Genomic DNA, 23,904 nt, shown 5'->3' on the forward strand with positions numbered 1-23,904 from the left:
AAAAAGAAAATGGCAGGGCTAGACGATGATTACCGCTCAACCCTGCTAGAGTCTGGGATTAAAATGCGCTAGCCGTGTGCCTTTAGTGATAGCGCACTATTTTGTATATGCTGTTGCCACTGCGCTGCAGTTAAGTCGCTAATATGGCTATTCCAATTAGGATTAACACTAAGTGAAGACTCACTTTTTGAAAACGACTCGCCAACACTTAAATAAGCATAAACAGCAATGTTACGCTGTTTGAGCCAGTTCAGCTCGTGCTTGGTTATTAGCTCGGGTTGCACTACTACACGCGAATAAAAAGTCATTTCAGCTAAGGGCATAGGTGCAGAGTAATAAAAAGCGATACTATTATTAGTCTCAGGTTTAGCAGTTACATTTGCGGTGATAAATAGCAGTATAAAAAATAAATACTTCATTAACTCTTTGTTTTAATTAATAAACAGCCAAGGTGCAATTAAAATAATTATACCTGATTTGTTATAGGAGTTTAGTATTAATATTTGAATTATATGTTACAAAAAGCAAAAAAACTAAACAAATTTAAATTGTTTATGTTGTGCTTGCTCATCGTTGCGGCAATTAATTAAATATTTTACCTGTATTAGGTGTTTTACTTACTTTAAAAGCTATTAATTATACTAGAGTAAGTTGCAACTTTATTACTATTCAGCTTAGGTTTATTAATGACAATGGCGTCTTTTTGTATTAAACCAAAGTAACTACGACTATAATCACTAGCCATTAGTTATACTTTTAAGTAAGTACCTACCTAAATTAAATAGACTTAGCCGTTTATGTGATGAAGGGGGGCTAGAGTAAATTATAAATTTTGCAGCGACTAAGTTACAAAATAAGAGTAGGGCTTTTACAGCTTGCAATGTGTTTATTTGGAGAAGAAATGAGTAATTTAAGCTTGAAAAGCAAATTGTTACTACTAGCTATTTTGCCGCTAATATTATTATTGGTCAGCTTTTTATCAAGTTCGTACTATTTAGAAATGCAAAGTCAGCAGCACAGCTTTGACACTTTTAAAAGTAAGTTATTAAAAGATAAACAAACGCTATTAAAAACTGAAATTGAAATTGGTAGTCAAGTAGTACAGCACCAGCTTGCAAATGGCACTGAGCAAGATGCTAAAAATGCATTAAGAAAACTAACCTTTGGCGAAGACGGCTATTTCTTTATTTATGACACTAATGGCGTGAGTGTTTTTCATGCCATGTTAGGTGATGCGATAGAAGGGCAAAACAAAATAGCCATGACTGACCCCAATGGTAAAAAAATCATTGTGGGCTTACTTGCACAAGCACGCCAGGGTGGCGGAGCATTTACCTATCATTTTCAAAAACCAAATACCAACGGCTTAGTTGAAAAAATTGGTTATGCAGCGATGATCCCTGGAACCAACTGGATGCTAGGCACTGGCGCTTATATGGACGACATAGAAGCAGAGCTTGAAGGCTTTGAGCTATCTATGCAAAAAAGCATGAACGAAAAAGTAACCACCTTATTGATCATTGCGTTCTTTTGTTTGTTATTAACTATTGCGGGTGCTTTATTTGCTGCCAACCATATGCTTAAACCAATACAAAGAATGGTGCAAAGCCTTGATGACATAGCTAAAGGTGAAGGCGACTTAACTAGACGTTTAGAAATTGACAGCCACGACGAAATTGGCCAATTAGGTGAGTCGTTTAATATATTCGTGAGTAAATTGCACGATATTATAGCCAGTGTGGTTGATGTAACTAACGATGTTAAAACAGCATCAGTAGATATAAATACGCAAACTTTGGTGATTGAAGATAAGTTATTAAAACATAATCATGAAACTGATTTAGTCGCGACCGCGATTACTGAAATGTCTGCAACCTCTCACGAAGTGGCGCAAAATACGACCCAAGTTGCGGTGTCAACTCAGGCAGCAACGCAAGAAGTAGCAAGAGCGCAAGAATGTGTTGATATATCTTTAAGTGAAGTATCAAACTTAATGGCCGAAATAAATACAGCTGCAGAGCAGGTTGATTCATTAAGTGAGCAATCTAAAAAGATTAATAGTGTATTAAGCGTTATTGGTGGTATTGCAGAGCAAACAAATTTACTGGCACTTAACGCAGCAATTGAAGCGGCTCGTGCGGGTGAGCAGGGCAGAGGTTTTGCAGTCGTTGCTGATGAAGTAAGAAGCTTAGCAAGTCGTACACAAGTAAGTACGTTAGAAATTAGCGAAATGCTTAGTGAGCTGCATAACTTAGTTACTGCGGCGGTTAACGCTATGCAAGCAAGTCAGCAAAGCTGTAATCGCTCAGTTGAGTCATCACGTGCTATTTCAGAAAGCTTAGGCGCGGTTACTACATCGGTTACCACTATAAACGATATGAGTACCCAAATAGCAACAGCTGCAACAGAGCAAAGTAGTGTAACTGAAGAGATAAACCGTAATGTTTTTGCTATTCAAGAAATTGTAAATGAGCTAACAGAGTCAAGTAAAACAACGTCATCGGTAAGTTTACATTTAGCTGGTCGTGGTGAAAGCTTAGGCGAGTTGGTAGGGCAGTTTAAAATTTAAGACATATTTTTAAATTTAATCATTTATAAAGCCGTAATTTTTAGTTACGGCTTTTATTTTGCCTGCTGCAAAAAATCCTTCCTAGTTAACCTGAGCTCCGGATAATAAACTTATCTCAAGCAGCTATTTTCAGCGCTAACTGCGTTGAATTTACTTGCAATAGGCCAGCTATTGACGCGTAAATTCGCCTTGTTTTCACTGAAAACCTCTGGCTAGAGAAAATAAAATTAAATATAACGATGATTCAATATGTTAGTAAATCTCTTAACCAGAGTTCAGGTTAGTTAATGAAGATGTATGAAATTGCCTACACTTAAGCATCTGAAATCATATCAAAAGTAAGTCGTGATTGTGCTTGTATAATTAAATTTAAAAAATAAAAAAAAACATTAACCGCTGGTTATTTTTACGCATACAATGCGAAAAAAAGCGGATGAGTTTGCATATTTTTTCAATATTTTATGCCCGCTACGTTACACTAATAGCAATACATATTAATAAGTGACTATTTATTAATATAACCTACTAAACTTTAAGGCTTAAGATGATTGAGTATCCGGTTGATAAACTACCCCAACTCATAAATGACTTATTACAGTGCGACACCACAGAGCGCAAAAATAAGTTATTAATAGACGCACAATTAACATTATCAACTGAGCATTTATCATTGCTTTTTGAAGCAATCCCTAAAGAGCTGCGCCTTGAAATTTGGCAGTTGTTAGATGAAGACACGCAACACGAAATATTTGTTAATTTAAGCGATGACAGCACCTTATGGTTACTGCAAACTTTAGATGATAGCGACGGTTTTAAACTATTAGACGAAGTTAATGTAGAAGAACTGCTTGAGCTTGAAGAAGTAATTCCTGAGCGATTTGTTGAGTATGCAAAAAAACAACTCGATGAAGCACAAACAAAGCAATATGAATTAGCGCAGCAATACCCTTCTGAGCAAATAGGTCACTGGTTAGGTTTTGACTTTTTAAAAGTGTCTGAAAAGTTAACTGCGGGAGGCGCTAAAAAGTTACTCCATAAAGGGTTGCCGCAGTTCACAGAGGTTATTTATTTAGTAAGCCGTAAGGGCAGTTTAATTGGTGAAGTGGCAATTAATGATTTAATAAAAGCCAATGACAACGACAGTTTAATTACTTTAGCAAACCATGACTATGTATCGCTGCATGCAGATGATGATTTATACGAAGCTGCGGAAGTGGTTATTCATAGCGAAAAAATGGCAATGCCGGTTGTTAATGTTGATAACAAATTACTGGGCCGCTTAACCATTGCTTCAGCGTATGAGTTACGCCAAGAAATAACCGACGAGGCTGCCGCTAAAGCGGGTGGTCTGCGTGAAGACGAAGATTTATTTGCGAGTGTGCGAAAAAGTGCTAAAAACCGGGGTATTTGGTTAGGTATAAATTTGGCGACTGCATTTTTAGCCTCGTGGTTTATTGGCCTGTTTGGTGCAACTATAGAGCAAGTAGTGGCTTTAGCGGTATTAATGCCAATAGTGGCCTCTATGGGCGGAATTGCCGGGAGTCAAACGCTCACCGTTATTGTACGTGGCTTGGCACTTGGCCAGGTAACCGACTCTAACCGCGCAGCGCTACTTAAAAAAGAGCTAAGAGTGGGCGCGGTAAATGGTTTTGTATGGGCTTTTGTTATTGGCGCATTGACCTTTTTGTGGTTTAACGACGTTATGCTAAGTATTACTATTACCGTGGCTATTTTGCTTAACTTAGTTGCAGCATCGTTAGCCGGTGTAGTGATCCCTTCTATTTTAGATAAAATGAAAATAGATCCTGCGCTTTCGGGCTCAGTTATTTTAACTACAGTAACCGATATAGTTGGTTTTGTTACCTTTTTAGGTTTAGGTAGTTTGCTACTGTTATAGTGCCTTGTATCGCAAGGAACGCGTAAATAAATAGGAAAAACAATGACTTTTGATGTCATGATTTGGTGTGCTATTGCACTGTGTATTTCGCAGTCAGCAATATTTTCGGGTTTAAACTTGGCGTTTTTTTCGCTAAGTAGATTACAACTCGAAATGGAAAGCAGTAAAGGTAACGCCGCTGCGATAAAAGTAATGGCACTGCGTAACGATTCAAACTTTTTACTCTCGACTATTTTGTGGGGTAACGTAGGTATTAACGTACTGCTGACGTTACTTTCTGACTCGGTATTAATGGGTGCAAGTTCTTTTTTATTCTCAACTATTGCTATTACTATTATTGGCGAAATAACACCACAGGCGTATTTTTCACGTAATGCGTTAAAAATGGCCAGCATGTTGTCGCCGTTAATTAAGTTTTATCAATTACTGTTTTATGTCGTTGCTAAGCCTACAGGGCTAATACTCGATGCTTGGTTAGGCAAAGAAGGTATTACCTACTTTGCAGAGAGTGAGCTCAGAGGTATTATTCGTAAGCACATAGAAGCTGAAGAGGCTGATGTACAGCACGTAGAAGGTATTGGTGCACTTAACTTTTTTAGTTTAGATGAAATAAGTGTTACTCAAGAAGGCGAAGTGATAGATCCCGACTCAATCATAGCGTTACCAACCAAGCTTGATTTACCAATATTTCCTGAACTAATACTCAGTGCCGATAATGAATTTTTACGCAAACTGCACAAGTCTGGTTACAACTGGGTAATTATTACTAATCAGGCCGGTGATCCTTTGTTAGTGGTTGATGCGGATGGATTTTTACGCGCAGCTTTGTTTGAGCCAGACACATTTGATCCGTACCACTTTTGCCACAGACCAATAATAGTGATCGATGAAAGTATGCGCTTAAGTGACGTTATTTTAAAAATTCGCGCCAGTCATTCATTAGACAAGTCATTCGATGGGGCAATTGAGCACGATGTAGTACTGGTATGGGGCGATGAAAAACGCATTATTACTGGGGCTGATATTTTTGGCCGATTACTAAAAGGTATGAGTGCGCCTAAACTTGAATTAAACCCCAGTATAGATAAACCTAAACCGCTTTAAACGGTTTAGGTTTATAAATTAATCACTTTTAATAATACTAACAATGCGCTGCGGTAAAGGTATTTCAATATTCGCTTTATTCATAGCGCTATAAACCCCACCATTAATAGCCAACTTGGTTTCGATTATTTTAGTGGTTGGTACCCAGTAGCGGTAGCTAATAGTTACGCCATTGTCGGCAAAGCGTTCTATACCAATTTGTGCATTGGGCACTTTAGCCACAAGCTCATGGCCATTCACAACATCTTCAATTAGTTTAACTGCGGTATTTGAGCACGCGCTGTAAGCAATGGTTATTTCGCCTTTTACCAATGAAAACTTAAACGAGTTATGGAGTATTTCACCGAGGATATGCTTATTGGGTATGGTTATTTCTACCTTTTCTTCGTCAATAAGTACTGTATGCCCCAGCTCTATTACTTTAACTTGCCCGCTGACATTTTTAACCTCTATAGTGTCGCCAACCACAAAAGGGCGAGTGGCAATAATAGCAAGGCCAGCACCATAATTAGACAACATACCTTGCATTGCCAAACCCGCACCAAGCGACGCAGCACCAATAGCGGCCACGAAAGGGGTAACACTAATGCCTATTTTGCCCAGCGCAATAATAATGACAATTATTATGAGCAACACTTTAACTAGGTTACTCACAAAGTTAGTTAACGTGACGTCAATATTATGGCGAGCCATTAAATTAGCCACTACGTTGGCAAGCTTTTGCGCAACCCATAAGCCAATTAAGAGTATGAAAATAGCACCTACAATTTGCATGCTATAGGTAACTAAATACTCGGTAAGCATGGCGTAGTATTTTTCAAACTGTTCTATTTCTGGGCTGATCATATATGCTCTTAAGATGGCTGTTAAATATTTTTGCTAACTATAGCAAAGTGTTGACTAAGATTGGATATAAAAACGGTACTATTACAGCCGTTAAAAGCGCACTTAATGCCATGGCAACCGATGAAAATGCACCTATTTTAGGATGCTCAACCAATGCTGCTGCGGTGCCAATAGCGTGACAGGCAGTACCCATGGCAACGCCTTGCGCTTCATGGTTATAAATTTTAATTAGTTTAAAAAGTACAAAGCCAAATAAAGCACCCAATAAACCAATAAAAATAACCAAGGCAGCAGCGAGCGAGTCAATACCGCCTAATGACTCGGTTACAGTTAGCGTTATAGGAGTTGTTACACTCAATGCTGCAACTGAGGCGCTAAGTTGTGTGGGTACAGCAAATATCATGCTGAGTAAAAAAGCCACTACAGTGGCGTTAATAATCCCTAAACTACAAGTGGTTACAATTAAGAGTAAGTTTTTACGTACATGAACAAACTGCTGATATAAAGGTAATGCTAGTGCCACAATAGCGGGCTCTAACAGCCAACTTAGTAATTGGCTGTGGCTAGCAAATTTAGTGTAAGGCAAGTTTAAATTAACCAAGAGTAAAGCAATAATAGCTATACTTAAAAATACAGGGTTAGTAAGTGATTTTAAAATAACATGCTTAACCCGCTGGTTAAGTAGCCTTAATAATAAAAACAGCGCAATAATAAACGGTACGCTAAGCCACCATAAATCTGGAGTTAGTTGTGTTGTTAGCGATTTTAGTTGCTCAGTCATTATTTACGCGTCCTTTAAAGTAGGCAATAACACTACTCACTAACAATAAGGTACTAATAGGGATTAGCAATACAATGGCAACTAAAAAAGGCCAATGCGACTTTATTAAGCCAAGGTGCTCAATAAAGCCAACCCCCGCAGGAATAAAAAAGATGGGCATAATATTTAAAATAGGTGAAGCGCAGGGCTTTAATTGATGCTCTTTTACTATGCCAGTTAACAGTAGCAGCAATAAAATAACCATTGCTAGTAAAGGCGCAGGAAAACTGCCGCCAATACTGTGCATAATGAATTTAGCCGCCGCTAAGCAGAGTAAAATAATTGCGCTACTTAACACATATTTCATTAGAGAGCTCATTGGAAAGTCAGGAATTTAACTTTAACAAATCCCTGTTATTTATGCATGCATCATCTTACCAGCGTTTAGGGTTGGCATAATGAATATCGGTTTTACCCTTTGCTTTAGCAATTGCCTTTTTGGTATTTGGGCTAAGTAATAATCTAATTTGGCTAAAGGTTTCTTTGGCGAGTATGTTGCGTTGCTGAGTTTTATAGCTTTGCTGGGTAACGCGCTTAATTGCCGCCAGAGTGTCGGGGGAGCGGGCTAATAGTATTTCCAACATTTTTTGTGTGGCGGCCTCGGTGTCATCAGTTACTTGAGTGACCAAGCCAAGCTCTTTTGCTTGTAGTGCACTTATAGGATCAGCATGGCTGGCAAGCCATAGTGCTTGGTCGCGTTTTACTAAACCGCTCATTACAACATTAGCCCCCATATCTGGGCATAATCCCCAACGCGCTTCCATAATGGCAAATTGGGCATCGTGGTGCACTATTCTATAGTCAGCGCCGAGTGCTATTTGCAATCCACCGCCAAGGCAGTTGCCATTAATTTGTGCAATAACCGGCACGCTAAGCGATTGCCAACCCAATACTACCCGCTGGGCTAAATTTTTATTGCCAGGTAACCATTTAAATAATAATTTAATAATATTAAGCGGCGACGCCATAACTGCGGCTATATCTAACCCCGCGCAAAAGTGATCGCCATCGCCTTTTAAAACTACGGCGCGGATGCTACGATCTTTTTTAAGCTTTTTTATTATTTTATTAAGCTCAACAAACATAGCAAAGCTTAAAGCATTTTGTTTTTGAGCTCTGTTTAGTGTGACAATTGCAATGCCTTGTTGTTTTTCTAACTTTATCATTTTGCACTCCTCTGACCTGTTGCCTGAGCTTATGATGTTATTTAAGTTAAGTAAAGTGAGCGTGGTTGATTAGGGGCTGTTTATCTTTCAAGGTTAAATTTGCAGCAGTGTGTTTGGTATTTAGGCAAGGCAGAGCCTATGTGGTGTGGTTATTCCCCATAAATAGGCGATAACGTAGCATCAATGCCAAACATGCGCTGCCCGAAGGGTTCTGCCTAGGGGCGATTGACTCTTTGTTGCCTACATGGATGTAGGTAAGGGGCGTGAGCAGGACGCGGAAGCTTTGCTCGGTTTTTACTTAGCCCACTAGGTTACAAACCTCGCGCCGTGATTAAATCGCCCCTAGTTTGAACAAATTTTAATCCGCAAAGGTCAACAGACCCTAAAATAAAATGAATTTATTACTCAGCGGCAGGTCTCAATTGATTGATTTTACTTATAACAATTAAGAGACTGAAGAAAGTCAGTTTTTTCAGCGTTTTTTTCTCAAAACAACGATAACTTTTGGTATTATGATCATACTTTAAAAGCTCAAAGGTTAACTACTCATGTCAGGCCCGCGTTTATACACAGAAGAAGAAGCAACTCATCAAGCGTACGATATTTTTTTAGAGTTGGCACCAAGCAACCTGAATGAGCAAGACGTTGAAACTTTTAATCAATACAGAGAAGAACTTGGTTTTATTGAAGAGGGCGAGCCCGATGAGCAATGGCAGGATTTTGTTGCTCTAGAAGTTGAAGCTGATCATTTTTTGCAGGTGTTAGTAGGCTTAGAATTTGAAAATGACGATGTATTATTCGCTAAAATTTTAATTAGCCGTGATAAAGACGCGCCTTTTTGTCACATTTTATGGAAAGAGACTGAGTAACTCAGTTTTAGTTAAAGTTGTTTTATGATCACCTACAAGAGAGAGTGTTTTGCGTAAGTTTTTATTCTTAATTTTTTTAATGGTTTGCCGCCCAAGTTGGGCTGTCGATCCTTTTGAAGATTTTCATGAATACGGACAACTCTCGGATGAAGAAATTCATGATTTACATAAAGGCGAAATGCTTTACGGCGACACCGAATTTGGTTTTATATTAAGTAAAGGCAATACTAATTCGACCAGTTTTAAACTCAAAGGTAACCTTTATCAAGATTTTGAAAGCTGGCGTAATCAATTTAAAATAGATTCCTTATACAAACGCGATCATAACGATGACACCGGAAAGTCTGATGTGACCGCTAACCGGGTGTTTATATCAGCGCAAGGTAACTACAAAGTAGGCGTTAAGAATTCCTCATTTTTTATTTATGGCGATTACGAAGAAGATAAATTTAGCGGTCTAGCGTTTAAAAGTACTGTAGCAACAGGTTATGGTGCGCGCGTTTACCAAGGCGTTAAAAATAAAGTTGATATTGATATAGGACCTGGTTTGTATCGCTCTGTGGCTGAGGAGCAGTCTGATGTTAGCGAAGATGATAAAAACAAAGTAGGTTATTTAGTGCGCTTTGCTATGCAATGGGAGCGGTTGGTTTCTGAGCGAACGCGCTTTAACCAAGATGTAAGTATAGAGCAGTCTTTGTCGGGGCTTAATTCACGATTAAAATCAGAAACAGCCTTGATCAGCCAAGTAATTGGTGGGGTATCACTTAAGTTTGCTTATATGTATCGTTATAATTCCAAACCTGAAGAAAATAAGCTCAAGTTTGACTCAGAGCTCAGCGCAACATTAGTTTATAGCTTTTAAGTTGTTTTATTTTTAATCGTATCGTTATTTAATTTTGAGAGTGTTATGTATCAGCATAAGCAGTATGCGCTATTTATATTTTTTGTATTAGCCTGGATTGGTGGCTTTGTAGCCCTTGCTTGGAATTTAATTGGGGCTGATGGCCCACTTATGGTGTTTGCCGGTATTTTAGTGCTGGTGGGTTTTTTGTTTCATGGCTTAACCGTAAAAGTAAATGACACTCATATTAGTTGGGCATTTGGTCCTGGTGTTGCTGGGCAAAGTATTGCACTTGCAGATATTGCAGAAGCTAAAGCGGTGCAAAACTCGTATCGTCATGGTATTGGTATTCGTATTACCCACGATGGCTGGATATATACAGTGTCTGGTTTTAGTGCTATTCAACTTACCCTTAAAGATGGCACTTTATACAGAGTGGGTACTAATGATCAGCAAGGCTTACTCACAGCGCTTGAAGGTAAAATAGCACCTGCAGAAACACTTAAAGCAGCTACCGATGATGTTAAACCTGCTGCGGTTTAAATGTAATTAAATTGAGTTTAGTAACAAAAAAAGCGCCTTAGGCGCTTTTTTATTTGCTTAGGGCATTTTAGTGGTCGTGACCACAACCGCCTTCACCATGTACATGACCATGGCTTAGTTCTTCTTCGGTTGCATCGCGTACTTCTAAAATTTCTACATTAAAGTTAAGCGTAATACCAGCCAGTGGGTTATTACCATCTACAATAACTTCTTCGTCTTGAATGTCGATGATCATGACTGATTGATCGCCATCATCGGTTGATGCACGAAACTGCATACCCACTTCAATTTCCATGCCTTCAAACATTTCTTTAGGCACAGCTTGCATTAAGTTGTCACTACGTTCGCCGTAACCTTCATCAGGTTCAACTTTTACGCTTAACGTGTCGCCAGCTTGTTTGCCTTGCAGAGCATTTTCTAGGCCTGAAATTAGATAGCCGGTGCCAATAATAAAAATTAGTGGTTCGCCATCGAACGAGTTATCAATGGTATTGCCGTCATTATCTAATACCGAATAATGCATTTTTACCACTTTGTTTGCTGCAACGATCATAGTCAGTCCTATTTATTCATCTTCAAGAGAGTAGGGTAGAGGAAGAATGTTTAGCTCTACCGAAGGAGTGTGTTTTGCACGAAGTACCTGAGTAACATCAGTATCGTTTGGCAACACTACAAGGCCAGTAAGTGTTTTACTTTGTTCATTAAAGCTCTGGCTGATAAGTTTACCAGCGCGGCGCCAGTTTTCGCCTAGTTGTCTTTCTAGATCCAACTCAGTAAGTAACCCATCGCTTTGCCCTGAAACGATATACATAGCACGCTTATTTTTACCTAAGTATTTCATTCGCGCTACGGTTTCTTGCCCTGCGTAACAGCCTTTTTTAAAGCTAATGCCACCTATTGCTTGCAAGTTAACCATTTGCGGCACGTATTCACCAATCGCTTGCTCATTAAGCTGTGGCTCGCCGGCTAAAATAGCAGCTTGTTGCCATAGCATATCGTTTTCAAGCGTTACTACGTTATCAGGCAAGTTAAATTGCTCATCTACCATTAGTAAAAGTCGATTGCCGGTAAGCTTAAGAGCTTTACCATGGCTAAAATCGCATGCAGTGTCTTGCGCCGCAAATTCGATATTAAGTTGTGTGAGTAACTCAGTAAAGTCGTCGCTAATTAAGCCAATTAATCGCTGTGGTGCTACGTTAATGTCTACTTTAGCAAATACCGCATATTTTTTTAACTCGGCTAAAGAGCACTCTACTTCAGCCTTAGAGCCAATTAAATAGTAATGATCTTGATGAGAAAATAATTTAAACACGCCCCATAACTTACCTTTGGCGCTACAGTGCCCGGCCCAAAGATAATTATTGTTGGTTAGCTTGTTGATATCCTGAGTGATTTGTCCGTGAAGATAAGATAATTTATCTGCGCCAGAGAAGCTAATAAGCTGATGAGATAAAGCACACGCATGAACAATCGACATAAACACCTTCTTTGACTATTTAATGAGGTAACATAATAACGTAGATACAACCTTGGGTACAGCAGCTAACTCTGTACGGGTTTTTATTATTTTAATAAGTGATTAAGAGCTGCTAAATTAATTGGTATTTGTTAAACTCAGGTCAATTAAATATGAGGTTTAAAATGACTGAAATTCATAGTAAAGCACGTATCCGTTGGGCTTGTCGCCGTGGCATGCTAGAGCTAGATGTATTGTTTATGCCCTTTGTAGAGGATGCTTTTGATTCACTTAGCGTTGAACAGCAAGCTATTTTTCAGCGTTTACTTACCGAAGAAGATCCTGACTTATTTGCTTGGTTTATGGGCCATAAAGAATGTAAAGATGAGCAGCTCAACAGCATGGTGCAACTTATTTTAGACCGAGTTCGTGTATAGGTTTACAGTTACAGCAAACAAAACAGACCATAAACCTATTGTGGTCTTTTTTTGTGTTTTAACATTATTGCTGTGCTTATTTTTAAGTTCACTTGAGGCAATAATTTTTTGCATAGTTGTTAACTTTGTAGCGGCCATACTTGTATGGCTAAAAATGCAGGCTGTACAGCCACTCGAAGGCGTTATTATTTTAGCCCCAAAGCAGTTTAGGTTTGAAAATAACACACGGTTAATTCAAGGCGAAATAAGTGCTAAAAGCCGCTTAATTGGCAATAGTGTTTGGCTTTATATTAAGGGTTTTAATAACAACTATTGGCTGATTATTACAGCCAATAGTGTTGATGTACAAAGCTATGCGCGCCTAAAACGCGCTACACTTAATGCAATTAACGCTGTGGAGTTAAAATAGTAGGTGTTGGATTAGCGTTTTGCTCTGGGTAATCAATAGTGTAGTGCAGGCCACGGCTTTCTTTACGCTCAAGTGCACTGCGAATAATTAGTTCGGCAACTTGTACCAAATTACGCAGCTCTAACAAGTTATTACTAACTCTAAAGTTAGCGTAATAGTCATGTATTTCCTGCTGTAACAACTCAACTCTATGTAGTGCACGCTCTAAGCGTTTGGTTGAGCGCACAATACCCACGTAGTCCCACATAAACAACCTTAGTTCATGCCAGTTGTGAGTAATCACTATTTCTTCATCTGAATTAGCTACGCGGCTTTCATCCCAGTGCGGCAGGTTAATGGGCTCTGGTGCATGTTCAATTTTGCTTAAAATGTCTTTTGCAGCCGCATGGGCAAACACAATACACTCTAGTAATGAGTTACTCGCCATACGATTAGCACCATGTAAGCCGGTATAAGCAACTTCACCTACTGCATATAAGTTATCTAAATCGGTTTTACCATTAAAGTCAGTCATTACTCCACCACAGGTATAATGCGCTGCAGGTACAACAGGAATAGGATCTTTGGTAATATCGAGCCCGACACTTAGACACTTTGCATATATAGTGGGGAAGTGCTCAATAATAAAATTTTTATCTTTGTGACTAATGTCTAAAAATACGCAATTGGCACCCAAACGTTTCATTTCAAAGTCGATAGCGCGAGCAACAATATCGCGAGGAGCAAGCTCTTCACGCTCATCAAACTCGTGCATAAATCGGCTGCCGTCGGGGCGTCTTAAATAAGCGCCTTCACCACGCATTGCTTCGGTAATTAAAAAGTTTTGTAATTCAGGGTGGTACAAACTGGTTGGATGAAACTGGTTAAATTCCATGTTCGCCACTCTACAACCCGCACGCCATGCCATAGCAATACCATCACCACTGGAAACATCAGGGTTTGAAGTATACAAATACACTTTACTAGCACCACCTGTAGCTAAAGCAACAAATTTAGCCGCAATTGTTTCTACTTTTTTGGCGTTTTTATTCCATACATACATGCCATTTATATGCGAGCTAGCTTTATTGCCGCTTTTATCTGTAATTAAATCAATGGCGTTGTAATGCTCTAACAGGGTGATGTTTTTGTGGGCTTGAACTTGGCTGATTAATGTAGTTTGTACGGCTTTACCAGTAGCGTCGGCGGCGTGTAAAATGCGTCGGTGGCTGTGGCCGCCTTCACGCGTTAAATGAAAACGCTCTTTACCATGGCTATCCAGCTCTATATCAAACGGTACGCCTTGATTAATTAACCATTGCAAACAATCGTGGGCATTACTAGCGGTATAGTGCACTGCTTCTTTGTCGCATAAGCCACCGCCCGCATCGAGCGTGTCTTGCACATGTGACTCTATACTGTCATGTTTCTTATCAAATACCGCGGCTATACCACCTTGGGCATAGAGTGTGGAACCTTCAGTGAGTGCTCCCTTACTGATTACGGTAACGTTACAATAGTTAGCTAAAGATAAGGCAAGTGATAAGCCCGCTGCGCCGCTACCGATAATAGCGACATCTGCAATGTGATGTTTATTTTGGTTCATGTCAGAGGTACTTTGCGGTTACAATGCCCATATAGAGCAATGTTTGTTTTCAATAGTGGTAGTTGTATCATATTTGCCATCATACCAAGTAGTAATTTTGGCTCTAACTACGGTTATTTACGACTATTTAATAAAAAAACAATATAAAGCAGAACTTTTTATTCATGTAAGAGTCAGAGTATCTGTGAACAATGGCGACACTATGAATGATAAGCAAAAATTAGACACAGGAGTACCGGCTCGAATGAGCGAGCAGGATCAAGATTTAGCGCTAGTAAAAAGGGTTCAGCAAGGAGATAAAAACGCCTTCAACCTATTAGTAAAGAAGTATCAAAACAAAATTGCCGGTTTGATCTCACGTTATGTGTCAAATCAGGGTGATATTGCAGATGTAGCACAAGAAGCGTTTATAAAAGCTTATCGTGCGCTTCCTAACTTTAGGGGCGATAGTGCCTTTTATACTTGGTTGTACCGTATTGCAGTAAATTGTGCTAAAAATTATTTAGTAGCTCAGGGGCGTAAACCGCCAGCAAGTGATATAGACGCACAAGATGCCGAATTTTATGACTGCGCGGACTCAATGCGTTCTAACGCATCTCCTGAAAATTTACTGCTGAGCGAAGAAGTACGCGCTGTTATTTTTAATACGATTGATAGTTTGCCTGAAGATCTTAAAACCGCAATCACCCTCAGAGAAATTGAAGGGATGAGCTATGAAGAAATAGCTGTGGTAATGGATTGCCCAGTCGGGACGGTACGTTCGCGTATATTTCGTGCCCGTGAAGCAATTGATAACAAATTAAACCCATTAATAGGCGAGTCTTAGTATGATAAAAGCACACGTTAACAGGTTAGATGACGAATCGTTATCTGCATTACTTGACGGCGAGCAACAACTAGCAGATGCAAAAATTGCAGAGCAAGACGTTGCTACCTTTGGCCGTTATGCGTTAATTGGTGATGCAATGCGAGCTCAAAAAGATCACAGCGATATTCATATTGATATTAGCAAGCGTGTTGCGTTAGCACTCGAAAGCGAACCAGTATATGCAGATTTCAGTCAGTCTAAAGCGCAATCTGCGCCGCAAAGTGATACTATAAACGACAATAAAGTTGTGGCATTTAATTGGCGCAAGCCAGTGGCACAACTTGCGATTGCAGCAAGTGTTGCTATGTTTGCTATTGTAGGCGTAAATATGTTGCCACAGGGCGATGGCGCGCAACAAAGCGAAATTCCATTGCTGCAAACAACACCTTTTACAGGTACTGCATCACCAGTGAGTTATTCATCGGAGCCCGCGCTTAAAAACGCAGAAAATGGTTTGCGTGAATTGCAGCAGCAACGTATTGGCGCACTTGTTTTAGAGCATCAACGCCAAGCTCGTGTTGCACATTCATTAGAGGCTGCGCAAACGGATGCAAAAAAACCAGAGGAAAACAACTAATTAAATGAAAGTAATTACTTTTATTCTGTCGCTGGCAATCAGCTTTAATACCTTTGCCAGCGACACCAATCCTGCCAAAGATTTACTGCTTAAAATGGCTAATGCCGTTCATACCCGTAACTTTGACGCCTCGTTTGTGGTTGTTAAAGGTAAAACCATGGAACCCTACCGTTGGTTACATGCAAAACAAGATGACATTGAGATAGAACACTTAAGTTTACTCAATGGCGCGGGCCTAGAAATGGTACGCGTTGACAACCAAGTTACTTATTTTGAGCCGCAATCAGAGCCTTATTCACTTACAACTGATTCAATTGCAGGGCCAATTCCTGAAGTACTGTTTAAAAACGTTGAGCGTTTAAGTGGCCATTATGACTTTGTACTTGGTGGAAAAGGGCGTATATCAGGACGAGCAGCTCAGTTAGTACGTATAGAATCTAAAGATGAAGACAAATATAACTACTGGATTTGGCTTGATATGGAATCGTCTTTATTACTAAAAGCAGCCTATGTTAATCATCAAGGCGAAGCTTTAGAGCAACTGCAACTTACCCACATAAGTGTTACAGAGCAGCCTGCTAGTATGTTGCTGGAAATACTTAATCGCAACTTTCCAACCCCGTTACCAAATAAATCACTCGAAACATTGGTCAGTGATACGGCAAAAACGTGGAAAATAGACTGGTTGCCAGCAGGCTTTGAATTATTAAAATCAGACCGCCATAAATTAGATTTAAATAATGAATTAACCGACTACTATTTATTTTCAGATGGCTTTGTAGAAGTGTCGGTATTTATACAAAGACCTTTGCCGGGTAAGCGCTTAAGTGGCTCACTCACCTCTGGGGCAACCACAGTTTATGTGCACAACGGCGGTAATTTTGATGTTTCGGTGGTGGGTAATATTCCTAGTTTAACGGCCAAAAAAATTGCAGAGTCGGTGACCCGCGCATTATAAACGATTTATAAAGAGTTGTTATGATAGAACAAACCTTAAAAGTTGTGGCCCTTAGTGGCCACATTGCACATTTAGAGGCACAACAAAAACAAGCATGCGAAGGCTGTAATGGTCGTTGTGGATCGCAGGTGTTTAGTAAGTTATTTGGCAGTGCTAAAAAAACCTTTCCCTATAAATTTGACACGCCCGTAGTGGTGGGACAAAAAATAACCTTGTCGCTTGATGACAGCCACGTTGTTAAACACGCCTTTACTGTATATATGTTGCCGCTATTTTTAAGCCTAGGCTTTGCGCTAGTTGCCGCTGAATTACTGTTAGTTACCGAAGGATGGCAAATTTTAGCTGCTGCTTTGGGTGGCGGTATTGGCTTTTTAATGGCTAAAATGTGGGTTAAATCATTCAGGCATGATATCAAAGTGATAAAAATTCATCCAATTAGCCTTCCTTTAACTCAAATAGATGGTGATTGATGCCAATTAAATGTAAAATTGCCCGCTTACGCCACAACAACTTGAAAATATAAAAACAAATATTTTCAAGTTGTTTAGGTATATCTACTTAGTCCATTAAAATAGAGTTTAGAATCCATTTTATGAAGCATATCCGTAATTTTTCGATCATCGCCCACATTGACCATGGTAAATCGACCCTTTCAGATCGTTTGATCCAAGTTTGTGGTGGTTTAACCGACCGTGAAATGCAAAAACAGGTTTTGGATTCAATGGATATTGAGCGCGAACGTGGTATTACCATTAAAGCGCAAAGTGTAACCTTGAATTATAAAGCCAATGACGGCGAGATCTACCAGCTTAACTTTATCGACACCCCAGGGCATGTTGATTTTACTTATGAAGTATCACGCTCATTAGCAGCATGTGAAGGTGCGTTACTCGTTGTAGATGCTGGTCAAGGTGTTGAAGCACAAACACTGGCAAATTGTTACACTGCCATTGAAATGAACTTAGAAGTTATTCCTGTACTTAATAAAATAGATTTACCACAAGCCGATCCGCTTCGTGTGGCTGAAGAAATTGAAGATATTATTGGTATTGATGCCCTAGATGCTGTGCAATGTAGCGCTAAAACTGGCGTTGGTATTGCCGAAGTACTTGAAATGATAGTTAAAGATGTACCGCCACCGGTTGGCGATAAAGATGCTCCTCTTCAAGCACTTATAATTGACTCATGGTTTGACCCATACCAAGGTGTTGTATCATTAGTGCGCATTAAGCACGGTGAACTGCGCGCGGGCGACAAAATTAAAATCATGTCGAACGATCACGTACACACAGCCGATCAGGTAGGTGTATTTACACCAAAGCAAACTAACACAGGTATTTTAAGAACCGGTGAAGTAGGCTTTGTAATTGCTGGTATTAAAGAAATACATGGTGCACCTGTTGGCGATACTATTACTCATCAAAAAAATGCGGCACCATTGCGTTTACCTGGTTTTCAAAAAATAAAACCACAAGTGTATGCAGGTATGTTCCCAATTGCTTCTGATGAATATGAATCGTTTCGTGATGCGCTTAATAAATTAAGCTTAAACGATGCGTCGTTATTTTTCGAACCAGAGAACTCAACAGCACTTGGTTTTGGTTTTCGTTGTGGCTTTTTAGGCATGCTACACATGGAAATTATTCAAGAGCGTTTAGAACGTGAATACGATATTGATTTAATTACCACAGCACCAACCGTAATTTATGAAGTAGTGACTAAAAAAGACGGGACTTTCCAAATTGATAACCCATCTGATTTACCTGCGGTAAACGATATTTTAGAAATTCGTGAACCGATTGTAGAAGCCAATATTTTAGTGCCGCAAGAATACTTAGGTAGTGTTATTACCTTGTGTGTTGATAAGCGTGGCATGCAAACTAAAATGTCATATCATGGTAAGCAAGTTGCGGTAACTTACGAACTGCCTATGGCAGAAGTAGTTATGGACTTTTTTGATAAGTTAAAATCAACCAGTCGTGGCTTTGCATCGCTTGATTACAACTTTAAGCATTTCCAAACATCAGATATGGTACGTGTTGATATTTTAATCAACTCAGAGCGCGTCGACGCGCTGGCGATCATTGCTCATCGCGATAGTGCGCAATCACGTGGTCGCCAATTAGCCGATGCACTAAAAGAGCTAATTCCACGTCAAATGTTTGATATTGCGATTCAAGCAGCTATTGGCGGACATGTTATTGCCCGTACTACGATAAAACAGATGCGTAAAAACGTAATTGCTAAGTGTTACGGCGGTGACGTGAGTCGTAAGAAAAAGCTACTTAAAAAGCAAAAAGATGGTAAAAAACGCATGAAGCAAGTAGGTAACGTTGAAGTGCCTCAAGAAGCGTTTTTAGCTATTTTAAAAGTTGGTAAATAAAAACAAAGGATTATAAATGGCTGGCTATTTTTCAGTTTTATTGGTGCTATTAACCTTAGGCTCAGGTCTAATATGGTTAATAGACCACTTAATGTTTGCGCCGAAACGAAATGCGCATTTGGCTATGGCAGAGGCTTCTGCTGGTGGTAAATTAGATGAAGAAACTGCCGCATTAATTGCACCAGAGCCTATGCTTACTGAAACAGCAAAGTCGATTTTTCCGATGATTGCTGCTATCACTATATTTAGATCGTTTATGTTTGAACCGTTTCAAATACCTTCAGGTTCAATGATGCCTACTTTATTAGTAGGAGATTTTATTTTAGTGCAAAAGTATTCGTACGGAATTAAAGACCCAGTATGGCGCAGCCAATTAGTTGATGTAGGTGAGCCTGAGCGTGGTGATATTATTGTTTTTAAATACCCGCTAGACGAAAAGGTCGATTTTATTAAACGCACAATAGGCTTGCCTGGCGATAAAATTGTTTATCGTGATAAGCGTTTATATATTCAACCTAATTGTAAAGCTGGTGAAACCCAGCAGGGTGAGCTGCTTTGTAATGAATTTAATAAAATTGATTTTAAATTAATTAATGATGACGAATTTAAGCAAGGCTCAATGGCATTAGCGCGTTTAAATGAAAACTTAACTACGTTAAGCCATGATATTTTAATTAACCCTCAGGCGCCTGAACGTAAAGGGCGTTATTATCAGCAACCAGGTACACCTACCGATGAATGGGTTGTTCCTGCTGATCATTATTTTATGATGGGTGATAATCGCGATAACAGCCAAGATAGTCGCTTTTGGGGTTTTGTGCCAAAAGAAAACTTGGTGGGTAAAGCTGTCTTTATATGGATGAGTTTTGAATTTGATAATGGCCCAGATGACATTTTACCAGGATGGGTTCCAACTGGTGTTCGTTTTGAACGCCTAGGTAATATTCAATAGCAATGAAAAAAAATGTAACAGAACTATACAAAACAATAGACTACATATTTGCAGATCAAGGCTTGCTTGAGCAAGCAATGACGCATCGTAGTCATAAAGGTCAGCATAACGAGCGACTAGAATTTTTAGGCGATTCAATTTTAAGCTTTGTGATTGCAAATGCGCTGTATGCTAAGTTTCCTAAAGCGCGTGAAGGCGATTTAAGCCGTATGCGCTCTACCTTAGTGCGTGGTCAAACATTGGCTGAATTTGGCTTAGAGTTTGGCTTAGGGGATTATTTACGCTTAGGTCCAGGCGAGCTAAAAAGTGGCGGCTTTCGTCGCGAGTCAACACTTGCCGATGCCGTAGAGGCGATTATTGGCGCTGTGTTTTTAGATTCGGATATTGAACGCTGTGGCGAATTAATTTTATCTTGGTATGAAGAGCGTTTAAATGCTATTTCACCAGGGCTTAATCAAAAAGATCCTAAGACCCTGCTGCAAGAGCATTTGCAAGCTCGTAAACTATCGTTACCGGGCTATACAGTTGTTGATACAAAAGGCCAGGCACACAATCAAACATTCACGGTTGAATGTATTGTTGATGGCATGGATAGCATTATTTCTGTTGGTAGCTCGCGTCGTAAAGCCGAACAAAAAGCTGCTGAAAAAGCATTGAAGATACTCAAAAATGAACCTTGATACCTTAATACAACCACACGATGGCGATATAGATACGTTTTGCGGCATGATCGCAATAGTAGGGCGCCCTAACGTAGGTAAATCTACTTTACTTAATAAAATTATTGAGCAAAAGGTTAGTATTACCTCACGTAAGCCACAAACCACACGCCACCGTATTATGGGTATTCATACCGAAGGTAAGCATCAAGCTGTTTACGTTGATACACCAGGCCTACACGTTGAAGAAAAACGTGCTATTAACCGCTTAATGAACCGCGCAGCATCAAGTTCAATTGGTGATGTAGAGCTTATTATATTTGTAGTTGAAGGCACCCACTGGAATGCCGATGACGACATGGTACTTAATAAAGTATCGCAAAGTGGTAAGCCGGTATTATTGGTGATCAATAAAATAGATTTAGTAAAAGATCGCGACCTAGTGCTGCCTCATATGAAGTGGTTAGGCGACAAGTTTGACTTTATTGGTATTATGCCAGTGTCGGCTGAGCAAGGTAAAAATATCGACTTGATCAAAGCTGAAGTAACTAAACGCCTTCAGCCAAGTGAATTTTATTTTCCAGAAGACTACGTAACCGACCGTTCAATGCGCTTTATGGCAGCAGAAACCATTCGTGAAAAGCTAATGCGTTTTATGGGCGAGGAGCTACCGTATTCTGTTACTGTTGAAATAGAGCAGTTTAAATGGCAAGAAAACGGTATTTGGCATATCAATGGTTTAATACTCGTTGAGCGCGAAACACAAAAGCGTATGGTGATTGGTAATAAAGGCGAAAAGCTAAAAACCATTGGTCGCGAAGCACGTAAAGATCTTGAAGAAATGCTCGATAATAAAGTGTTTTTAGAGCTTTGGGTTAAAGTTAAATCGGGTTGGGCTGATGACGAGCGCGCATTAAGAAGCCTAGGTTATGGTGAAGACTAATAATCTGCTAGCAGTTTAAATTATGGATAGCGACTTCTACAGAGCGTATTTATTACATCGGCGTCCTTATAGTGACTCCCAAGTAATGCTTGATATGCTAGTAGAAGGCGTTGGCCAACTTAGAATGCTAGCCCGTATTAGTGGCCGCCAGGCCACTAAACATAAAGCGCAATTACAACCTTTCCAAGCCTTGTTGGTACATTACAACGGCAAGTACGATTTAAAATACATCAACAAATTTGAACTGCACGGAACGCCACTTTTTTTAAAAGGTGATGAGCTTTATTGCGGCTTTTATTTAAATGAATTAACTAATCGAATTGTGCCAATTAATGAACCGATTGATCAGGTTTTTCAGCTTTATAATACGCACTTAAAAAACCTTAATAGCGGTGCTAATTTACAAGCAGTACTGCGTTCTTACGAATTTCAACTATTAGAACTATTAGGTTATGGCGTCGATTTTAGTTTTGACGCCAGCGGTGAACCCATAGATGAAAAGCGAACGTATAGCTATTTTGCAGAAGTTGGCTTTTTAGTACAAGACGATCCGCGCTCTGGATTTAGCGGTTTGCAACTTAATGCCATAGCTAATCATGACTTTAGCCAAGCAGATGTGTTATATATGGCAAAGCAATTAAGCCGCTACTTATTAAAGCCACTACTTGGTAATAAACCATTAAAAAGTCGTGAGTTATTTGCGGCCTCTCAATAAACGTAATTTTACAGGTAAAATAATGAAAGATATTCTTTTGGGTGTAAACGTTGATCATATTGCAACACTTCGCCAAGCACGTGGCACTAGCTACCCTGATCCAGCACATGCAGCAAGTGTAGCTGAGCATGCAGGAGCCGACGGTATCACTATTCATTTACGTGAAGATCGCCGTCATATTCAAGACCGTGACGTGTATGTAATGGCTAAAACCATACAAACACGCATGAACCTTGAAACAGCCGTAACCGATGAAATGATCAATATTGCACTTGAGGTAAAACCTGAGTACGTATGCCTAGTGCCAGAAAAACGCGAAGAGCTAACCACCGAAGGCGGACTTGATGTGGCGGGTAATCTTGAAAAAATTACCGCAGCAACAAAAACCTTGAGCGACGCAGGTATTAAAGTTTCGTTATTTATTGATGCCGATAAAGCGCAGCTAGATGCAGCTAAAGCAACAGGCGCTCCGTATGTTGAAATTCATACCGGTGCTTATGCAGATGCTACAACCGATGAGGCAATAAGCAAAGAGCTTGAACATATTCGCCAAGGCGTTAAATACGCAGCCAGTATTGGCTTAATTGTCAATGCGGGCCATGGTTTGCATTACCATAATGTAAAACCAATTGCCGCAATGGAAGAAATTTATGAGCTTAATATTGGTCACGCCATTATTGCTCGCGCCGCCATTGATGGGCTAGATAAAGCCGTACGCGATATGAAACGCTTAATGCTTGAAGCGCGTGCCTAAAGCCTCGCTTTAAATAAGCTACTTGAAGCTTCTTGCTACTTAGTACTATTAGGTGCATGAAGCTTCGGGTTTTGAGCCTCGCTATTATGTAAATTACCAACTAGCTTGGTTGAGTATTATTAAAGCTAATAAAAGCTATGAATATACTGCCAAAATAGCGCCACTTGGGTCGCGAATAATAAAATAGCTTTCGCCACCATATTCAGTCGGCCCTTTAATAATTTCACCTCCTAACTCCAGCGTTTTTTGTGCGCTAAGCTGAGCATTTTCTACGCGAACATACATTAACCACTGTGCTGGTAAGTCGGCGTTATCGCCCTTTGCATGGCAAATGCCTGCTATTGTCCCTTGTGCGTTATTCATATTAAAATCATTGTAACTGCCCATATCTACAGGCTCTTTTTGCCAACCAACAACGTGTGCATAAAAGTCGCTGATTTGTTGTGCATCAGCCACAGTAAGATCGCGCCATTCAATACTACCAATTACCTTGTTATTGCTCATAAAGTCTCTTCCTATTTATTGTACTGATGGCGCAATAGCTATCGTATTA

27 protein-coding genes are annotated in these 23,904 nt (G+C 39.7%); 18 read left to right on the forward strand and 9 right to left on the reverse strand.

The genetic code is table 11. The annotated features are described in order from the left end of the window. Positions 1-68: 68 nt before the first annotated feature. Positions 69-419, reverse strand: a complete 351-nt coding sequence (locus tag HC000_RS04635) for a hypothetical protein (RefSeq protein ID WP_257025428.1) — start codon at positions 417-419, stop codon at positions 69-71. A 482-nt stretch (positions 420-901) separates the two neighbouring features. Between HC000_RS04635 and HC000_RS04640 the strand changes: the two genes are divergently transcribed. From HC000_RS04640 to HC000_RS04650, 3 genes are all read left to right on the forward strand, one after another. Continuing rightward, complete coding sequence (locus tag HC000_RS04640) at positions 902-2,569, forward strand: methyl-accepting chemotaxis protein (RefSeq protein ID WP_179807067.1); 1,668 nt, start codon at positions 902-904, stop codon at positions 2,567-2,569. A gap of 544 nt (positions 2,570-3,113) precedes the next feature. Beyond that, positions 3,114-4,466: a magnesium transporter gene (locus HC000_RS04645; protein ID WP_179807068.1), complete on the forward strand. Its 1,353-nt coding sequence runs from the start codon at positions 3,114-3,116 to the stop codon at positions 4,464-4,466. A 42-nt stretch (positions 4,467-4,508) separates the two neighbouring features. Continuing rightward, positions 4,509-5,570 carry a CNNM domain-containing protein gene (locus tag HC000_RS04650; protein WP_179807069.1) on the forward strand — a complete coding sequence of 354 codons (1,062 nt, stop codon included), beginning with the start codon at positions 4,509-4,511 and terminating at the stop codon, positions 5,568-5,570. Positions 5,571-5,588: 18 nt separating this feature from the next. Here HC000_RS04650 and HC000_RS04655 read toward each other — a convergent pair whose 3' ends face one another. The 4 genes from HC000_RS04655 to HC000_RS04670 all read right to left on the reverse strand — a co-directional run bounded on the left by HC000_RS04655 (position 5,589) and on the right by HC000_RS04670 (position 8,402). Continuing rightward, positions 5,589-6,416 (reverse strand): mechanosensitive ion channel family protein, encoded by an 828-nt coding sequence (locus HC000_RS04655; protein WP_179807070.1) that lies wholly within the window; start codon positions 6,414-6,416, stop codon positions 5,589-5,591. A gap of 37 nt (positions 6,417-6,453) precedes the next feature. Beyond that, complete coding sequence (locus tag HC000_RS04660; protein WP_179807071.1) at positions 6,454-7,197, reverse strand: LrgB family protein; 744 nt, start codon at positions 7,195-7,197, stop codon at positions 6,454-6,456. Continuing rightward, the gene (locus tag HC000_RS04665; protein WP_179807072.1) at positions 7,190-7,543 is read right to left on the reverse strand and encodes a CidA/LrgA family protein; all 354 of its coding nucleotides are present in this window, start codon (positions 7,541-7,543) and stop codon (positions 7,190-7,192) included. The genes HC000_RS04660 and HC000_RS04665 overlap by 8 nt, the downstream gene beginning before the upstream one ends. A 67-nt stretch (positions 7,544-7,610) precedes the next feature. After that, positions 7,611-8,402, reverse strand: a complete 792-nt coding sequence (locus tag HC000_RS04670) for a crotonase/enoyl-CoA hydratase family protein (RefSeq protein ID WP_179807073.1) — start codon at positions 8,400-8,402, stop codon at positions 7,611-7,613. A gap of 548 nt (positions 8,403-8,950) precedes the next feature. Here HC000_RS04670 and HC000_RS04675 point away from each other — a divergent pair. From HC000_RS04675 to HC000_RS04685, 3 genes are all read left to right on the forward strand, one after another. Next, complete coding sequence (locus HC000_RS04675; protein ID WP_011327414.1) at positions 8,951-9,271, forward strand: HI1450 family dsDNA-mimic protein; 321 nt, start codon at positions 8,951-8,953, stop codon at positions 9,269-9,271. A 79-nt stretch (positions 9,272-9,350) separates the two neighbouring features. Beyond that, positions 9,351-10,133, forward strand: coding sequence for a DUF481 domain-containing protein (locus HC000_RS04680; protein ID WP_086995029.1), 783 nt, complete (start codon positions 9,351-9,353; stop codon positions 10,131-10,133). A gap of 45 nt (positions 10,134-10,178) precedes the next feature. After that, positions 10,179-10,655, forward strand: coding sequence for a hypothetical protein (locus tag HC000_RS04685; RefSeq protein WP_179807074.1), 477 nt, complete (start codon positions 10,179-10,181; stop codon positions 10,653-10,655). Between the two features lie 67 nt (positions 10,656-10,722). Here the strand turns inward: HC000_RS04685 and HC000_RS04690 are convergent, their stop codons facing one another. Then, positions 10,723-11,208 carry a peptidylprolyl isomerase gene (locus HC000_RS04690; protein WP_011327417.1) on the reverse strand — a complete coding sequence of 162 codons (486 nt, stop codon included), beginning with the start codon at positions 11,206-11,208 and terminating at the stop codon, positions 10,723-10,725. 12 nt (positions 11,209-11,220) lie between these two features. Beyond that, entirely contained in the window at positions 11,221-12,132 is a 912-nt protein-coding gene (gene ygfZ / locus HC000_RS04695) for a tRNA-modifying protein YgfZ (protein WP_089367843.1), read from the reverse strand. Positions 12,133-12,296: 164 nt separating this feature from the next. Between ygfZ and HC000_RS04700 the strand changes: the two genes are divergently transcribed. Together HC000_RS04700 and HC000_RS04705 are read left to right on the forward strand one after the other, a co-directional pair. Next, positions 12,297-12,548 carry a succinate dehydrogenase assembly factor 2 gene (locus HC000_RS04700; protein ID WP_011327419.1) on the forward strand — a complete coding sequence of 84 codons (252 nt, stop codon included), beginning with the start codon at positions 12,297-12,299 and terminating at the stop codon, positions 12,546-12,548. Between the two features lie 154 nt (positions 12,549-12,702). After that, positions 12,703-12,957 (forward strand): hypothetical protein, encoded by a 255-nt coding sequence (locus HC000_RS04705; protein WP_310735834.1) that lies wholly within the window; start codon positions 12,703-12,705, stop codon positions 12,955-12,957. On the opposite strand, the gene nadB is transcribed toward HC000_RS04705, so the two are convergent. Next, complete coding sequence (gene nadB, locus HC000_RS04710; protein ID WP_179807075.1) at positions 12,935-14,542, reverse strand: L-aspartate oxidase; 1,608 nt, start codon at positions 14,540-14,542, stop codon at positions 12,935-12,937. The two genes, HC000_RS04705 and nadB, sit on opposite strands and share 23 nt — an antisense overlap. A 244-nt stretch (positions 14,543-14,786) precedes the next feature. Between nadB and rpoE the strand changes: the two genes are divergently transcribed. The 10 genes from rpoE to pdxJ all read left to right on the forward strand — a co-directional run bounded on the left by rpoE (position 14,787) and on the right by pdxJ (position 23,351). Further along, a complete protein-coding gene (rpoE, locus tag HC000_RS04715; protein WP_011327422.1) occupies positions 14,787-15,368 on the forward strand; it encodes an RNA polymerase sigma factor RpoE in 582 nt (193 codons plus the stop codon). Between the two features lies 1 nt (position 15,369). Further along, positions 15,370-15,987 (forward strand): anti sigma-E factor RseA C-terminal domain-containing protein, encoded by a 618-nt coding sequence (locus HC000_RS04720; protein WP_011327423.1) that lies wholly within the window; start codon positions 15,370-15,372, stop codon positions 15,985-15,987. 4 nt (positions 15,988-15,991) lie between these two features. Continuing rightward, a complete protein-coding gene (locus tag HC000_RS04725) occupies positions 15,992-16,945 on the forward strand; it encodes a MucB/RseB C-terminal domain-containing protein (protein ID WP_179807076.1) in 954 nt (317 codons plus the stop codon). Positions 16,946-16,965: 20 nt separating this feature from the next. Further along, on the forward strand, positions 16,966-17,415 hold the full coding sequence (locus tag HC000_RS04730; protein WP_011327425.1) for a SoxR reducing system RseC family protein: 450 nt from the start codon (positions 16,966-16,968) through the stop codon (positions 17,413-17,415). A 122-nt stretch (positions 17,416-17,537) separates the two neighbouring features. After that, positions 17,538-19,328 carry a translation elongation factor 4 gene (gene lepA, locus HC000_RS04735; RefSeq protein WP_011327426.1) on the forward strand — a complete coding sequence of 597 codons (1,791 nt, stop codon included), beginning with the start codon at positions 17,538-17,540 and terminating at the stop codon, positions 19,326-19,328. 16 nt (positions 19,329-19,344) lie between these two features. Then, on the forward strand, positions 19,345-20,280 hold the full coding sequence (gene lepB, locus HC000_RS04740) for a signal peptidase I (protein ID WP_058372740.1): 936 nt from the start codon (positions 19,345-19,347) through the stop codon (positions 20,278-20,280). A gap of 2 nt (positions 20,281-20,282) precedes the next feature. Then, on the forward strand, positions 20,283-20,960 hold the full coding sequence (gene rnc, locus HC000_RS04745; RefSeq protein WP_041454353.1) for a ribonuclease III: 678 nt from the start codon (positions 20,283-20,285) through the stop codon (positions 20,958-20,960). Next, positions 20,950-21,882, forward strand: a complete 933-nt coding sequence (era, locus tag HC000_RS04750) for a GTPase Era (protein WP_011327429.1) — start codon at positions 20,950-20,952, stop codon at positions 21,880-21,882. The genes rnc and era overlap by 11 nt, the downstream gene beginning before the upstream one ends. A gap of 22 nt (positions 21,883-21,904) precedes the next feature. Then, positions 21,905-22,597, forward strand: a complete 693-nt coding sequence (recO, locus tag HC000_RS04755; protein WP_011327430.1) for a DNA repair protein RecO — start codon at positions 21,905-21,907, stop codon at positions 22,595-22,597. 22 nt (positions 22,598-22,619) lie between these two features. Continuing rightward, a complete protein-coding gene (gene pdxJ / locus HC000_RS04760) occupies positions 22,620-23,351 on the forward strand; it encodes a pyridoxine 5'-phosphate synthase (RefSeq protein ID WP_011327431.1) in 732 nt (243 codons plus the stop codon). Positions 23,352-23,486: 135 nt separating this feature from the next. On the opposite strand, the gene HC000_RS04765 is transcribed toward pdxJ, so the two are convergent. After that, positions 23,487-23,855: a VOC family protein gene (locus HC000_RS04765; RefSeq protein WP_086995046.1), complete on the reverse strand. Its 369-nt coding sequence runs from the start codon at positions 23,853-23,855 to the stop codon at positions 23,487-23,489. Positions 23,856-23,904 lie beyond the last annotated feature (49 nt).

The sequence above is a fragment of the Pseudoalteromonas sp. MIP2626 genome, from assembly GCF_013414205.1.
Lineage (GTDB): Bacteria > Pseudomonadota > Gammaproteobacteria > Enterobacterales > Alteromonadaceae > Pseudoalteromonas > Pseudoalteromonas nigrifaciens.

Coding starts and splice junctions, on each gene's coding strand:
- HC000_RS04635 (WP_257025428.1), bottom strand. CDS start 419: ATGAAGTATTTATTTTTTATACTGCTATTTATCACCGCAAATGTAACT.
- HC000_RS04640 (WP_179807067.1), top strand. CDS start 902: ATGAGTAATTTAAGCTTGAAAAGCAAATTGTTACTACTAGCTATTTTG.
- HC000_RS04645 (WP_179807068.1), top strand. CDS start 3,114: ATGATTGAGTATCCGGTTGATAAACTACCCCAACTCATAAATGACTTA.
- HC000_RS04650 (WP_179807069.1), top strand. CDS start 4,509: ATGACTTTTGATGTCATGATTTGGTGTGCTATTGCACTGTGTATTTCG.
- HC000_RS04655 (WP_179807070.1), bottom strand. CDS start 6,416: ATGATCAGCCCAGAAATAGAACAGTTTGAAAAATACTACGCCATGCTT.
- HC000_RS04660 (WP_179807071.1), bottom strand. CDS start 7,197: ATGACTGAGCAACTAAAATCGCTAACAACACAACTAACTCCAGATTTA.
- HC000_RS04665 (WP_179807072.1), bottom strand. CDS start 7,543: ATGAAATATGTGTTAAGTAGCGCAATTATTTTACTCTGCTTAGCGGCG.
- HC000_RS04670 (WP_179807073.1), bottom strand. CDS start 8,402: ATGATAAAGTTAGAAAAACAACAAGGCATTGCAATTGTCACACTAAAC.
- HC000_RS04675 (WP_011327414.1), top strand. CDS start 8,951: ATGTCAGGCCCGCGTTTATACACAGAAGAAGAAGCAACTCATCAAGCG.
- HC000_RS04680 (WP_086995029.1), top strand. CDS start 9,351: ATGGTTTGCCGCCCAAGTTGGGCTGTCGATCCTTTTGAAGATTTTCAT.
- HC000_RS04685 (WP_179807074.1), top strand. CDS start 10,179: ATGTATCAGCATAAGCAGTATGCGCTATTTATATTTTTTGTATTAGCC.
- HC000_RS04690 (WP_011327417.1), bottom strand. CDS start 11,208: ATGATCGTTGCAGCAAACAAAGTGGTAAAAATGCATTATTCGGTATTA.
- ygfZ (WP_089367843.1), bottom strand. CDS start 12,132: ATGTCGATTGTTCATGCGTGTGCTTTATCTCATCAGCTTATTAGCTTC.
- HC000_RS04700 (WP_011327419.1), top strand. CDS start 12,297: ATGACTGAAATTCATAGTAAAGCACGTATCCGTTGGGCTTGTCGCCGT.
- HC000_RS04705 (WP_310735834.1), top strand. CDS start 12,703: ATGCAGGCTGTACAGCCACTCGAAGGCGTTATTATTTTAGCCCCAAAG.
- nadB (WP_179807075.1), bottom strand. CDS start 14,542: ATGAACCAAAATAAACATCACATTGCAGATGTCGCTATTATCGGTAGC.
- rpoE (WP_011327422.1), top strand. CDS start 14,787: ATGAGCGAGCAGGATCAAGATTTAGCGCTAGTAAAAAGGGTTCAGCAA.
- HC000_RS04720 (WP_011327423.1), top strand. CDS start 15,370: ATGATAAAAGCACACGTTAACAGGTTAGATGACGAATCGTTATCTGCA.
- HC000_RS04725 (WP_179807076.1), top strand. CDS start 15,992: ATGAAAGTAATTACTTTTATTCTGTCGCTGGCAATCAGCTTTAATACC.
- HC000_RS04730 (WP_011327425.1), top strand. CDS start 16,966: ATGATAGAACAAACCTTAAAAGTTGTGGCCCTTAGTGGCCACATTGCA.
- lepA (WP_011327426.1), top strand. CDS start 17,538: ATGAAGCATATCCGTAATTTTTCGATCATCGCCCACATTGACCATGGT.
- lepB (WP_058372740.1), top strand. CDS start 19,345: ATGGCTGGCTATTTTTCAGTTTTATTGGTGCTATTAACCTTAGGCTCA.
- rnc (WP_041454353.1), top strand. CDS start 20,283: ATGAAAAAAAATGTAACAGAACTATACAAAACAATAGACTACATATTT.
- era (WP_011327429.1), top strand. CDS start 20,950: ATGAACCTTGATACCTTAATACAACCACACGATGGCGATATAGATACG.
- recO (WP_011327430.1), top strand. CDS start 21,905: ATGGATAGCGACTTCTACAGAGCGTATTTATTACATCGGCGTCCTTAT.
- pdxJ (WP_011327431.1), top strand. CDS start 22,620: ATGAAAGATATTCTTTTGGGTGTAAACGTTGATCATATTGCAACACTT.
- HC000_RS04765 (WP_086995046.1), bottom strand. CDS start 23,855: ATGAGCAATAACAAGGTAATTGGTAGTATTGAATGGCGCGATCTTACT.